Raw genomic sequence first — 12,531 nt, 5'->3', positions numbered from 1 at the left:
ACGCGGTACCGTAGTGCGCATGACCGGGCGAGGCGCGTCGGTAGACGACGAGCAAGAAGATCACGGTCGTGGCTCCGGGCGCTTGCTCTTAGTAGCGGCATTGGCGCTCGCTCTCGTGGCCGCGGCGGTGCTCGTGCTGAGTGACAGCGCCCGCATGCTGCGTCTGGCCGTGGTGGCCGCGTTGTGGGCGGCTCTGGTGGGTGCTTTCCTCGCCGCCAAGTACCGCAAACAGGTCACCGAGCGTGATGACGAGGTGGCCGATCTCCAGTCGGTCTACGAGCTCGAACTGGAGCGTGAAGTAGCCGCCCGGCGCGAGTACGAACTCGAGATCGAGTCCGAGACCCGCAAGCGGATCGAGGAGGAGTCGCGGGCCGACATCGAGGCCCTGCGCGCCGATCTGCACGCCCTGCGCGACAACCTGCAGGGCCTGCTGGGCGGTGACGTCCTGGTCGAACGCGTGGCGCTGCGCGCCGAGTCGACCCGCCTGCGTTCGCTCGCCTCGGAAGCCTCCCGCCTGACCGCCGGTGCCGAGCAGCGCATCATCAACGCGAAGCCCGCGATCACCGCGTCCCCGGTCCCCGCCGAGAAGCCGTCCGAACGCACCGAACTGATCGAGCGCGTCGCCCACGAGGTCGCGAAGGTGCAGCCGCCGCGCCGTGAACCCGCGCGACCGGAGCCGGTGCGCCCGGAGCGGGTGCCGTCGTCGCCGCGCCCGCAGCCGGCCGTGACCCGCCGCGAGCCCGTGAAGGCCGCCGTGAAGCAGGAACCCCCGCGCCCGCAACAGCGTCCGGGTGCCGCCGCGGCCTCTGTCTCCGCCCGCCTGGCCACGCCGTCCCCGGCCGTGAAGCCGCCGCCGCCGACCGTGCAGGCGCAGCCCGTCCAGGCCCAGGTCCACCGCACCGAACGCGTCCAGCGCCCGCAGCCCGTCGCCCGCGTCGAGGCCCCCGCGGCGCCGAAGCCGACCCCGAAGCCCGCCGAGTCCCGCAAGCCGCGGGTGGCCGAGCGCACCGAGATGATCGACCCGAAGGCGTTGCAGCAGACCGGCGGAGGCCGTCGCCGCGCCGACGACCGTTCCGCTGCGGCTCAGGCTGCGACCCCGGCTCCGGTGCAGGACAGCGGTTCGTGGGAGACCTTGAAGCCGGACGCGCCCACGAGCCGCCGCCGCGCCGACGAACCGTCGCCCCGCCGCACCGCCTCCGAGGACTCGCTGGTCTCGCTCCCGCCGGTGGGCCGTCGTTCGGCCTCCGAGCAGTCCTCGACGAGGCTCCCGGCCGTGACCCCGAGCCGCCGTGCCACCCCGGACGAGCCCGCGGTCTCCGGCCGCCGAGTCGCCGAGGACTCCTCGACCCGCCTGCCGGCCGTCTCGACGGGCCGTCGCGCGGCCCCGGAGGACCCGTCAGGCGCGCACGCGGACGGCAAGTCCGTCAGCGAACTCCTGGCGTCCCTGGGCGGCGGGGACGCCCCGCGCCGCCGCCGTCGCCGCGACGACTAGTCACTTGTCGATGTCGCCGACGATGACGGCGAACGAGCTCAGCACGCCCGGCAGATCATCGACCTTCGTGCCGGGCAGGAGCGCCGACAACGCCTGCACGTTGTTGAACGACGGCGTCCGCAACTTGAGCCGCCACGGCGTCTTCTCGCCCCGGGACGACAGGTGCACCCCGGACGTGCCGAGCGGCGCCTCGACCCGCGTGTAAACCGAGCCCTCCGGCGCCTTGATGGCCTTGGGCAGCCTCAGGTTCACCGCTCCTGCCGGCAGGTTCTCCAGGCACTGCTTCGCCAGCTCGACCGACCGGTTCACCTCGTCGAGCAGGCACCGCACCCGTGCCGCCGCGTCCCCTTCGCGGCGGACGATCGGCGTGAAGCCCATCGTCTTGTAGGCAGGCAACGGATCGTCGCGCCGGAGGTCGAAGTCGACCCCGCTGGCCCGGCCGATCGGACCGGTGACGCCGAACGCCTCCGCGTCCTCCTTGGCAAGCACGCCAAGGCCTTCGAGCCTGCCGAAGTCGATGTCCAGTTCTTGCGTGTCCACAGTGGACAGAAATGCGGCGACCTTCGCCGTCCAGCCCGCCGGAACGTCCTCGCGCAGCCCGCCGATCCGGTTGAACATGAAGTGGATGCGCCCGCCGGACGCCTCCTCCATGAGCGCCTGCACACCTTCGCGGTGCACGGCGGCGTTGGGCGCCAACGGAGTCAGGAACACCATGTGCGCCATCAGCCGGTTGAGCTCACACAGCAAGGCGCGCAACCACTGCGCCCTCGCCGGCACGTCCATGCCCGTCATGCGTTCCACGGCCAGCGCCACCGCGAGCTCGTTGCAGAACGCCGACAGCCAGTCGTGGCGGTTGGCGAGCGTCAGCACCTGCCGGTAGTCCCGCACCTCGAACAACTTCTCGGCCCCGCGATGCAGGTGCCCGACCAGCGGCTCGGCCTTGGTGATCACCAACTCGGGGGTGACGGTCAGGCGCAGGCGGTAGGCGCCGTGGGCCGAGGGGTGCAGGGGGCCGAGGTCGATCACGCGGTCGACGCCCAGGTACTGGGCGCCCGCGCCCACGCCGACGGTGATCTGCTCGCTCACCCGAGCATGGTTTCACGGGCAGGCCTCAGTCCCTCGTCACCCCGAAGAAGAAGCAGCCGTGCGACACGCTCCGCACCTGCACCGCCTCGATCGAAGGATCGTTGAACAATCCTTCGATCGCACGATCGAACGATCCCGGCTCCACCACCGTGCCGTCACAGATCTGACCAGCGGCGTTGTACGACCGCAGGATCCGGGGATTGTTCAACAACTCAACAGGGAGACGATCCAACGAAGCCCCACCGGCGCACTCCACGTGCGTGAACACCGGCCCGACCTCGGCGTACGGCCCGGCCCCGAACGGCGCCGAGTACCGGAACAGCCAGACGGGCTCACCATCAAGGGACTTCCGCAGACAACACCGCAACGGCACCCCGGGCTCGGACGCGCGGTACTCCCGCCCGGGATCGGCGAAGGAAGCATCGGGCGACACGGTGTGAATCAACATGCACCCAACGATCGCGGTCAGCCGACCTGAAAGCTGGCGGGATTCGGACGCCAAGCAGGCAGCGCCGGCAACAGGTCCGCCACACCCACCCCGCGCCCGTGCAGCAGCCACCCGAAAGCTCCCAGCCCGGAAGCAGAACGCAACTCGGCAACCCGCCCGGCCCGAGCCGCCGACTCCAACCACTCCCACCCGGAGCCGGCAACAGCGGAACTCAACCCCAAGGCCCCCAACGCATCCCGCTGCGACACCAACACGAAGTCCCCACCGGCAGCCGCGGCACAAGCGTCCAGAGCGACGTGCGCGGTGATGTCGCAGGACCCGTCGAACACCACCGGAACCTGCCGCCCGTTCCGATACCCGGTCAACGAGAAGTGCCGCGACGACACCAGATGTCCGTAGTCGATCGCCAACGCCGCCCCGCGCACCGAACCGACGGCCGCCGCCCAGGCCAGGTCCCGAGGCGTCCCCACCTCCGCCCGCGCACCCTCCTCGAGCGAGGGCCACCACCGAGTGATCCACGGGTCGTCGGACGGCCCGGTCACCACGGGGCACGGAATCGCGTCCAACCACTCGTGCGCGACCAGCAACCCGACGCACGAAGGCACGGTCGAGGTCCACGAAACCCCTGGCAGCGAAACGAAGGGACCGACCTCGACGGCGGTGACCCGAAGCCGGGCGGCCAACGACCCGGAAGCCAGCGAACGGACGGAGTAGGCGAGCTCACCGCCACCGGCACCGACGTCGACGAAGTCCACGACCGGGGGAAATCCGAGTGCGGAGTCCACCCGCGACAGCAGCTCCAGCAGGGCCTCGGCCAGTTCCGGGCCGACCAGGGGAGACGTGCGGAAGTGCGAAACCGGCTTCTCGCCGCGGGCGAAGAAGCCACCGGGGCCGTACAACGCGGCGTGCCAAGCGGCTTCCCAGTCGAACATCGGACAAGTGTGCATCTAAGGTCATTTCTCGTGAACGACGCCGACCTCACGCCGACGCCGAACAGGCCTCCCTCGCCGCAGCCGCCGGCGACCCCGCAGGCCACGCCGGGTGGTGCCACGGCCGCGCCCACCAAGAAGCGCATCGAGCAGCGCCGCTGGACCGTCCTGTTCCCGGTCGTGGCACTCATCGCGCTGGCCGCCGCCGGGCTCGTGCTGTTCGCGCTGGGCACGTCGAGCATCGGCATCGAGCCGCTGCTGGTCGGTGCCGCCGCCGCGCTGATCCCCGTCGCGTTCGTCGTGACCGCGTTCCTGTGGATCGACCGGTGGGAGCCGGAACCGGCGAAGATGCTGCTCTTCGCGTTCATCTGGGGCTCGTGCGGCGCCACGATCAGCTCGCTGGCGTTCAACCAGACCAGCCGGGTCCTCGGTGACCTGCTGACCAACGACGGCGCGACGTTCACGGCGGTGGTCGGCGCGCCGATCGTCGAAGAGGCCACCAAGGCGATGTTCCTGCTCGCCGTGTTCCTCCGCAGGAGGCACGAGTTCGACGGCGTCGTGGACGGCATGGTCTACGCGGGCATCACGGCCGCGGGCTTCGCGTTCACCGAGAACATCTGGTACTTCGGCCGGGTCTTCGTCACCGACGGCCTCGGCAACATGGGCGGCGGCGTGGTCGCGCTGTTCATCCTGCGCGGGGTGCTGTCGCCGTTCGCGCACCCGCTCTTCACGGCCATGACGGGCATCGGCGTCGGCATCGCGGCGATGACGAGCAACGCCAAGGTGCGCATCTTCGCGCCGATCGGCGGCTACGTGCTCGCGGTCGGGCTGCACTCGCTGTGGAACTTCAGCACGACGGTCGGCACCGGCGCCGAGTTCATCAACCTCTACTTCCTGATCATGGTGCCGGTGTTCGCCGGGGCCGTGACGATCGTGGTGTGGCAACGCAGACGGGAGCAGCGCATCGTCGCGGGGCAGCTCGCCGCGATGGCGCAGAACCGGTGGATCGCCAACAGCGAGGTGGCCCTGCTGGCGAGTCTCAACGGCCGCCGCAACTGGCTGCGGGCGGTCAAGCGCAAGTCCGGCGAGCAGTCGGTCAAGGCCGTGAAGAGCTACCAGATCGCGGTCACCGAACTCGCCTTCCTGCGGCACCGGATCGAGCAGGGAACGGCCGGTCAGAGCGCCGAGCAACGGCACGGCGTGCTGCTCGACACCCTGCACGCCGCCAGGGCCGCCGCCCGCCGGTGAATCCGGTCACCGCCAGGCGAAATGCCACCACCAGCGGGGCTACCCTCGGCGACGTCGTCCGGTACCCGCGCCAGGGACTGGAACGTCAGAAGGAGTGAGTCGCATGGACGCGACCCCACGTCCGGCGAGGCTTGCCGTAGGTGTCATCTCGGCGGGTCGCGTCGGTTCCGTGCTGGGCGCCGCGCTGGCCAGGACGGGCCACGTGGTGACCGGCGTTGCCGCCGTCTCCCAGGCCTCCCGCAACCGCGCCGAGGAACTGCTGCCCGGCGTTCCCATCGCCGACCCCACCGAAGTCGCTCAGAGAGCCGACCTGGTGCTGCTGGCCGTGCCGGACGACGAACTCGAAGGCCTCGTCAGGGGTCTCGTCGCCACCGAGTCGCTGCGGGCGGGCCAGATCGTCGTGCACACCAGCGGCGCCCAGGGTGTGAAGGTCCTCGAACCCGCCGCCGAACTGGGCGCGCTCACGCTCGCGCTGCACCCCGTCATGACGTTCACCGGCAGGTCGGAGGACCTGCAGCGGATGAACTCGGCGTGCGTCGGCGTCACGGCCGCGGACGGCGACGAGGTGGCGTGGAGCGTCGGCGAGGCCCTGGTCGTCGAGATGGACGCGGAACCCGTGCGGGTCCCCGAATCCGTCCGCCCGCTCTACCACGCGGCACTGGCCCACGGCGCGAACCACCTGATCACGCTCGTGCGCGACGCCGCCGACCTGCTGACGAACGCGGGCGTCGCCAACGCCGAACGCCTGCTCGGCCCGTTGCTCTCCGCCGCCCTCGACAACTCGCTGCGCCACGGCGACAGGGCCCTCACTGGTCCGGTCGCCCGCGGCGACACGGGTACCTTGCGCAAGCACCTCGGCGTGCTCGCCGAGCAGGCACCCGAGACCCTGCCCAGCTACCGCGTGCTCGCCCGTCGCACCGCCGACCGGGCCGAGCGGTCAGGGCTGCTCAAGCCCGACGCGGCAGAAGACGTTCGCACCACTCTTGAGGACTGACGTGACGAAGCCACTGACCAAGGACGACTACCGCCCGGACGACGTCACGGTGCACCGCGATCCCGAGCGGCTGAACAGGGTGATCAAGGCCCTGCGCGGGGCCGGTCGCAACGTGGCCCTGGTGCCCACGATGGGCGCCCTGCACGCGGGTCACCGGCAGCTGATCCGCGAGGCCAAGGTCATGCAGAACACGGTGATCGTCGTGTCGATCTTCGTGAATCCCCTGCAGTTCGGGCCGAACGAGGACCTGGACAAGTACCCGCGCCAGTTCGAGTCCGATGTGGACATCTGCCGCGACGAGCGCGTCGGCATCGTGTTCGCGCCGTCCGTCGAGGACATGTACCCAGAAGGATCCAACGCTCCGGGTGGCCTGGTCACGATCAACCCCGGCCCGCTCGGCGACGAGCTGGAGGGCGCGGTCCGCCCCGGCCACTTCGGGGGCGTGCTCACGGTCGTGTCGAAGCTGTTCAACATCGTGCAGCCCACGTACGCGGTGTTCGGGCAGAAGGACTACCAGCAGCTCCAGCTGATCCACAAGATGGCGAGCGACCTCAACTTCCCGCTCGACGTCGTCGGCGTGCCGACGGTCCGCGAGCACGACGGCCTCGCGCTGTCGTCCCGCAACGCCTACCTGACCCCGGAGCAGCGGCACAGCGCCGTCACGCTGTCGGCGGCCCTCACCGCCGGCGCGCACGTGAGCGCGCAGGGCGGCGACGCGGTGCTCAAGGCCGCGCACGACGTGCTGGCGCAGACGCCCGAGGTCGAACTGGACTACCTGGAACTGCGCGGGCCGGACCTCGGTCCCGCGCCGGAGAACGGCGACGCGCGGCTGCTCGTGGCGGCCCGCGTCGGTTCGACCCGCCTGATCGACAACATCGCGGTGTTGCTCGGCGCAGGCGACGAGTAGGGGGAATGACATGTTCCGCACGATGCTGAAGTCCAAGATCCACCGGGCCACCGTGACGCAGGCGGACCTGCACTACGTCGGCTCGGTGACGGTGGACGAGGACCTGATGGACGCCGCCGACCTGCTGGCGGGCGAACGGGTCTCCATCGTCGACGTCACCAACGGCGCCCGCCTGGAGACCTACGTCATCGCGGGCGAGCGCGGCTCCGGCGTGCTGGGCATCAACGGCGCCGCGGCGCACCTCGTGCACCCCGGCGACATCGTGATCCTGATCGCCTACGGGCAGATGGACAACACCGAGGCGCGGTCGTACGAGCCGCGCGTCGTGTTCGTGGACGCCGACAACAAGGTCGTCGACCTCGGCACCGACCCCGCGCACGCGCCGGAGGGGTCCGGTCTGGTGAACGGCTCCACGAGCGCGCCTTCTTCTGAGACCGTGGAAGCGACCGCGCTGGACGCGCTGATCCAGGCCGAGAACTGAGGAATCACACGTGCTGCTCGCCATCGACGTCGGCAACACCAACATCGTGCTCGGTCTGTACGACGGGGTCGGTGACTCGGCCCCGCTCGTGCGCGACTGGCGGATGCGCACCGACGCCAGGATGACCGCCGACGAGCTCGCGCTGACCATGCGCGGCCTGCTCGGCGAGTACGCCGACAAGATCACCGGCATCTCCGCGCTGTCCACCGTTCCGGCGGTGCTGCGCGAGCTGCGGGTCATGCTCGGCCGCTACTACGACGCCGTGCCGAAGATCCTCGTCGAACCGGGCGTGAAGACCGGCGTCCCGCTGCTCGTCGACAACCCGAAGGAGGTGGGCTCGGACCGCGTGATCAACACGCTGGCCGCGCACCACCTCTACGCGACCTCGTGCATCGTGGTCGACTTCGGCACGTCCACGAACCTCGACGTGATCTCGTCGCGCGGCGAGTTCCTCGGCGGGGCGCTGGCGCCGGGCATCGAGATCTCGGTCGACGCGCTCGCGTCCCGTGCGGCCCAGCTGCGCAAGGTCGAACTCGTCAAGCCCCGCAACGTGATCGGCAAGAACACCGTGGAGTGCCTCCAGTCGGGCATCGTCTACGGGTTCGTCGGCCAGGTGGACGGGCTGGTGCGCAAGATCACCGAGGAGCTCCGGCAGATCGACGCCGGCCCCGTGACGGTGATCGCCACGGGTGGGCTGGCGCCGTTGGTGGTCGCGGAGTCCTCGACGATCGCGCACCACGTGCCCGACCTGACCCTGCTGGGGTTGCGCATGGTCTTCGAGCGCAACATGCCGGCTAGTCGCTGACGCGCACCATTCGGAAGACCTCCGCGTGCAGGGGGATGTCGAACGACGCGTCCGGCGTCCCCTGCCGCCCGCGCAGCAGCGCGAGCATCTTGTCGGTGATGGCCGCGCGCTCGACCTCGTCGATGACGAGGATCCGCGAGTGCGTGTTGATCCACGCCACGACCGCCTCCGGCGACTCCCGGGGGTGCACGTGCGGGAACTTCGCGCGCTCCTCCGGTGAGAACGACGGGTGCCGCATGATGTCGACTGGGTCGTGCCGCTGAGACTCGACGCTGCTCAGCGACGCCTGTTCGAGCTCGCGCAGCCACTCGACGTCCGTGTCGGGCTCCACCCACATCGCCGCCAGCACGCCGCCGGGCTTCAGCACGCGTGCGATCTCCGGCAGCGCCTTCTCCTGGTCGAACCAGTGGAACGCCGTGCCGACGAACACCGCGTCGACCGTGTGGTCCGGCACCGGGATGTGTTCCGCGTGGCCCGGCAGCGCGCGCACGCCGTGCACCCGGCGCACCAGCTCGGACAGCATCTGCTCGTTGGGCTCCACGGCCGTGACGCGGTGGCCCTCCGCGCACAGCACCGAGGTCAGCTTGCCGGTGCCGGCGGCCAGGTCGAGCACGTCGAGGCGCTCGGTCGTGCCCAGTGGCTCCAGTGCCCACCGGATCGCCGCCACGGGATAGTCAGGGCGGTGTTCGGCGTAGGCCTCGGCCTGCGCGCCGAACGAGTCCGCTCGTCTCGCGTGTAGATCCATCCGTCCAACTTAGTGAGAGAACCGGCGCACATGTTGGTCTGGTCGGACCGACCTGCCGATCTTCCAACGAATTAGCGGTATCCGGTTCGCTATGCCACAGCGGGTGTCCGTACCCTTCTCGACGTGAGTGAGCAGCCGAAGCAAAACCTCGTGACCAGCGAAGAAGACCTGCCAGAGCAGATGCGCGTGCGCCGGGAGAAGCGTGCGCGGCTGCTCGCTTCCGGTAAGGAGCCGTATCCCGTCGAAGTCGCGCGCACGCACACGTTGCGCGAGATTCGCGAAGCGCATCCCGAACTCGAACCCGACACCCAGACCGGTCAGGTCGTCGGCGTCACCGGCCGCGTGATGTTCCTGCGCAACACCGGAAAGCTGTGCTTCGCGACGTTGCGCGAAGGCGACGGCACCGAACTGCAGGCGATGCTGAGCCTCGCCGGTGTCGGTGAAGAAGCGCTTTCCGACTGGAAGACCGACGTCGACCTCGGCGACCACGTTTTCATCCACGGCGAGGTCATCAGCTCGCGTCGCGGTGAGCTTTCCGTGATGGCCGACGAGTGGCAGCTGACGTCGAAGTCGCTGCGCCCGTTGCCGACCCTGCACCAGGAACTCGGTGAGGAAACCCGCATTCGTCAGCGATACGTCGACCTCATCGTGAGGCCGATGGCGCGCGACACTGTTCGGACCCGAGCGAACGTGGTTCGTTCTCTGCGCGACTCGTTCCACCGGCGCGGATTCCTCGAAGTCGAGACGCCGATGTTGCAGTCGTTGCAGGGTGGTGCGTCCGCGCGTCCGTTCATCACGCACTCGAACGCGCTCGACATCGACCTGTTCCTGCGCATCGCGCCGGAGCTGTACTTGAAGCGCTGCGTCGTCGGTGGCATCGAGAAGGTCTTCGAGATCAACCGCAACTTCCGCAACGAGGGTGTGGACTCGTCGCATTCGCCCGAGTTTTCGATGCTGGAGTACTACGAGGCGTACGCCACGTACGACACGAACGCGGTACTGACGCGCGAGCTCATCCAGGAAGCGGCGGAAGCCGTGACGGGTTCTCAGATCGTCACGTTGGCGGACGGCAGCGAGTACGACCTCTCGGGTGAATGGACGACGCTCAGCATCTACGAGTCGTTGTCGGATGCTGTTGGTGAGGAAATCACCCCCGACACGACGCCCGAGGCGCTGCGCAAGCTTTGTGACCGCCACGAACTCGAGGTGAACCCCAAGTTCGGGCACGGCAAGCTGGTCGAGGAGCTGTGGGAGCACCTGGTGTGCGACACGCTCCACGCACCGACGTTCGTGCGCGACTACCCGGTCGACACGTCCCCGCTGACCAGGCAGCACCGCACCAAGCCTGGTGTCGCCGAAAAGTGGGATCTGTACGTCCGCGGATTCGAACTCGGCACCGGTTACTCCGAACTGGTGGACCCGGTCATCGAGCGGGAACGCCTGGAAGCACAGGCACGTCTTGCCGCCGCAGGTGACAACGAGGCGATGCCGGTCGACGAAGACTTTCTGCGATCACTGGAGTACGGAATGCCACCGAGTGGTGGCGTCGGAATGGGTATCGATCGCCTCCTGATGGCCCTCACGGGTCTGGGTATCCGCGAGACCATCTTGTTCCCGCTCGTTCGCCCTGAATGAGTAACTTTCCGGATGTCGATAGGTGCAATGCGGCACCCGTGCGCTAACCTGCCTCGCAGAAGGCTTTAGTTGGCGACGCGGGTGACCGCGCATTCGGGGTCCTGGAGGAACGCATGGCGCAGAAGGTCACGGTGACCCTCGTCGACGATCTGGACGGTTCCACTGCGGAGGAGACCGTCGAGTTCGGGCTGGATGGTGTCAGCTACACGATCGACCTTTCCTCGGGCAATGCGGGCAAACTGAGGGACGCTCTTGCGGACTTCGTCGGAGGCGCACGTCGTGCCGGTGGCCGCAAGCGCATCGGACCGGGTCGCCCGGCGGGTGTGAAGGCGCGTCCCGCATCGGCGGATCGTGAGCAGAACCAGGCCATTCGCGAGTGGGCTCGCAAGCAGGGCATGAAGGTGTCGGACCGCGGCCGCATCCCGGCCGAGGTGCTCGACGCCTACCACCAGCAGGGCTGAAATTCGGTAAAGCACGAAGGGGTTCCGGGGATGATTCCTCGGAACCCCTTCGTGTTATTTGAGTGACTGATCAACTACCTGCGGGCAGAACGATGCGATCCAAACGAGGTCGTGAAACGTTTTGCTTCTGATCATTTAGTTGATCTGACAACGGGTTGGTATTTCTCTGCCCGCTTCCCAACCTCGTCGGCTGCAAGAGTGGCCAGAGGTGAGGATGTGACTAGAACTTCGTCCCTGAGTGCAGCTCCTCCGGCCCAGGTCAGTTAGGGTTACCTGTCCTAACTGGAGCTAGGAGGGTAGGCCTTGGGTAGAAGGTCGCTGGGCCTGCTCTTCCTGTTGGTCGTGCTGGTCGCCGTCTGTCTGGCGAGCATCGCGATCGGCTCGAAGGAGATCCCGCTGTCCGGGGTCTGGCACGGTCTCTTCACGCCGACCGGCGTCGAGGACGACGTGGTGATCCGCGAGTTGCGGATCCCGCGCACGTTGCTCGGCATCACGGTCGGCATCGCACTCGGTGTGGGTGGCGCTCTGATGCAGGGCCACACGCGCAATCCGCTCGCCGATCCCGGCATCCTCGGCGTCACGCACGGCGCGGCGCTCGCGGTGGTGCTGTCGATCTTCCTGCTGGGTGTGAACTCGCTGGTCGGGTACATCTGGTTCGCGTTCGCCGGCGCGATGATCGCGAGCGTCCTGGTGTTCCTGCTCGGCTCTGCCGGGCGGGGAGGGCCGTCGCCGGTGACACTCGCGCTCGCGGGTGCTGCCGTGTCCGCGCTGATGAACGGCCTGGTGTCGGCCATCGTGCTGCTGGACCAGCAGTCGCTCGACGCGTTCCGGTTCTGGCAGGTCGGTGCCATCGCGGGCCGCGACCTGACGGTGCTGACGCAGGTGGCGCCGTTCCTCGCGATCGGCCTGTTCATCGCCGCGTTCAACGCGCCCGGCCTGAACGCCATGTCGCTCGGCGAGGACGTGGCGAAGTCGCTGGGCGTCGACGTCAAGCGGACCCGCGGGCTGGGCATCTTCGCCATCACGCTGCTGGTGGGCGGGGCCGTCGCCGCGTGTGGGCCGATCGGGTTCCTCGGGCTCGTGGTGCCGCACGTCGCGCGCGCGTTCACCGGCCCCGACTACCGCTGGATCCTGCCGTACTCGGCGTTGCTCGGGGCGATCCTGATCCTGTTCGCCGACATCGTCGGCCGGGTGGTCGCCCGCCCGTCCGAGGTGGAGGTCGGCGTGATGCTGGCGCTGATCGGCGCGCCGTTCTTCATCTACCTCGTGCGGCGCAAGAAGCTGGTGAAGATTTGACGAC

General features: G+C 68.8%; 13 protein-coding genes. 9 read left to right on the top strand and 4 right to left on the bottom strand.

All coding sequences use genetic code 11. The features are described from left to right. Nucleotides 1-19: 19 nt before the first annotated feature. On the top strand, nucleotides 20-1,492 hold the full coding sequence (locus tag JNUCC0626_RS31180; RefSeq protein ID WP_394614315.1) for a DUF6779 domain-containing protein: 1,473 nt from the start codon (nucleotides 20-22) through the stop codon (nucleotides 1,490-1,492). Here the strand turns inward: JNUCC0626_RS31180 and JNUCC0626_RS31175 are convergent, their stop codons facing one another. The 3 genes from JNUCC0626_RS31175 to JNUCC0626_RS31165 are packed head-to-tail and all read right to left on the bottom strand — an operon-like array spanning nucleotide 1,493 to nucleotide 3,958. Beyond that, nucleotides 1,493-2,578: an NADH-quinone oxidoreductase subunit D gene (locus JNUCC0626_RS31175; protein ID WP_394614313.1), complete on the bottom strand. Its 1,086-nt coding sequence runs from the start codon at nucleotides 2,576-2,578 to the stop codon at nucleotides 1,493-1,495. Nucleotides 2,579-2,603: 25 nt separating this feature from the next. Then, the gene (locus JNUCC0626_RS31170; RefSeq protein WP_394614311.1) at nucleotides 2,604-3,026 is read right to left on the bottom strand and encodes a DUF1203 domain-containing protein; all 423 of its coding nucleotides are present in this window, start codon (nucleotides 3,024-3,026) and stop codon (nucleotides 2,604-2,606) included. Nucleotides 3,027-3,043: 17 nt separating this feature from the next. Then, the gene (locus JNUCC0626_RS31165; RefSeq protein ID WP_394614309.1) at nucleotides 3,044-3,958 is read right to left on the bottom strand and encodes an SAM-dependent methyltransferase; all 915 of its coding nucleotides are present in this window, start codon (nucleotides 3,956-3,958) and stop codon (nucleotides 3,044-3,046) included. A 141-nt stretch (nucleotides 3,959-4,099) separates the two neighbouring features. Here JNUCC0626_RS31165 and JNUCC0626_RS31160 point away from each other — a divergent pair, with 141 nt between their 5' ends. From JNUCC0626_RS31160 to JNUCC0626_RS31140, 5 genes are all read left to right on the top strand, one after another. Beyond that, on the top strand, nucleotides 4,100-5,203 hold the full coding sequence (locus JNUCC0626_RS31160) for a PrsW family intramembrane metalloprotease (RefSeq protein ID WP_394622138.1): 1,104 nt from the start codon (nucleotides 4,100-4,102) through the stop codon (nucleotides 5,201-5,203). 103 nt (nucleotides 5,204-5,306) lie between these two features. After that, nucleotides 5,307-6,197, top strand: coding sequence for a Rossmann-like and DUF2520 domain-containing protein (locus JNUCC0626_RS31155; RefSeq protein WP_394614307.1), 891 nt, complete (start codon nucleotides 5,307-5,309; stop codon nucleotides 6,195-6,197). Between the two features lies 1 nt (nucleotide 6,198). Continuing rightward, nucleotides 6,199-7,104, top strand: a complete 906-nt coding sequence (gene panC, locus JNUCC0626_RS31150; RefSeq protein WP_394614305.1) for a pantoate--beta-alanine ligase — start codon at nucleotides 6,199-6,201, stop codon at nucleotides 7,102-7,104. A 10-nt stretch (nucleotides 7,105-7,114) separates the two neighbouring features. Next, on the top strand, nucleotides 7,115-7,585 hold the full coding sequence (gene panD / locus JNUCC0626_RS31145; RefSeq protein ID WP_394614304.1) for an aspartate 1-decarboxylase: 471 nt from the start codon (nucleotides 7,115-7,117) through the stop codon (nucleotides 7,583-7,585). 10 nt (nucleotides 7,586-7,595) lie between these two features. Beyond that, nucleotides 7,596-8,390 (top strand): type III pantothenate kinase, encoded by a 795-nt coding sequence (locus JNUCC0626_RS31140; protein ID WP_394614303.1) that lies wholly within the window; start codon nucleotides 7,596-7,598, stop codon nucleotides 8,388-8,390. Here the strand turns inward: JNUCC0626_RS31140 and JNUCC0626_RS31135 are convergent. Continuing rightward, nucleotides 8,380-9,135: a class I SAM-dependent methyltransferase gene (locus JNUCC0626_RS31135; protein WP_394614302.1), complete on the bottom strand. Its 756-nt coding sequence runs from the start codon at nucleotides 9,133-9,135 to the stop codon at nucleotides 8,380-8,382. The genes JNUCC0626_RS31140 and JNUCC0626_RS31135 overlap by 11 nt on opposite strands. Nucleotides 9,136-9,315: 180 nt before the next feature. Here JNUCC0626_RS31135 and lysS point away from each other — a divergent pair, with 180 nt between their 5' ends. The 3 genes from lysS to JNUCC0626_RS31120 all read left to right on the top strand — a co-directional run bounded on the left by lysS (nucleotide 9,316) and on the right by JNUCC0626_RS31120 (nucleotide 12,527). After that, nucleotides 9,316-10,770: a lysine--tRNA ligase gene (lysS, locus tag JNUCC0626_RS31130; RefSeq protein WP_394622137.1), complete on the top strand. Its 1,455-nt coding sequence runs from the start codon at nucleotides 9,316-9,318 to the stop codon at nucleotides 10,768-10,770. Between the two features lie 113 nt (nucleotides 10,771-10,883). Then, a complete protein-coding gene (locus JNUCC0626_RS31125) occupies nucleotides 10,884-11,231 on the top strand; it encodes a histone-like nucleoid-structuring protein Lsr2 (RefSeq protein WP_394614301.1) in 348 nt (115 codons plus the stop codon). Nucleotides 11,232-11,534: 303 nt separating this feature from the next. Beyond that, nucleotides 11,535-12,527 carry a FecCD family ABC transporter permease gene (locus tag JNUCC0626_RS31120; protein WP_394614300.1) on the top strand — a complete coding sequence of 331 codons (993 nt, stop codon included), beginning with the start codon at nucleotides 11,535-11,537 and terminating at the stop codon, nucleotides 12,525-12,527. The last annotated feature ends 4 nt before the right edge of the window (nucleotides 12,528-12,531 follow it).

This window comes from Lentzea sp. JNUCC 0626 (assembly GCF_043632865.1).
In the GTDB taxonomy this organism is placed as follows: Bacteria; Actinomycetota; Actinomycetes; order Mycobacteriales; family Pseudonocardiaceae; genus Lentzea.
This window is presented reverse-complemented; position numbering and strand designations above follow the sequence as displayed.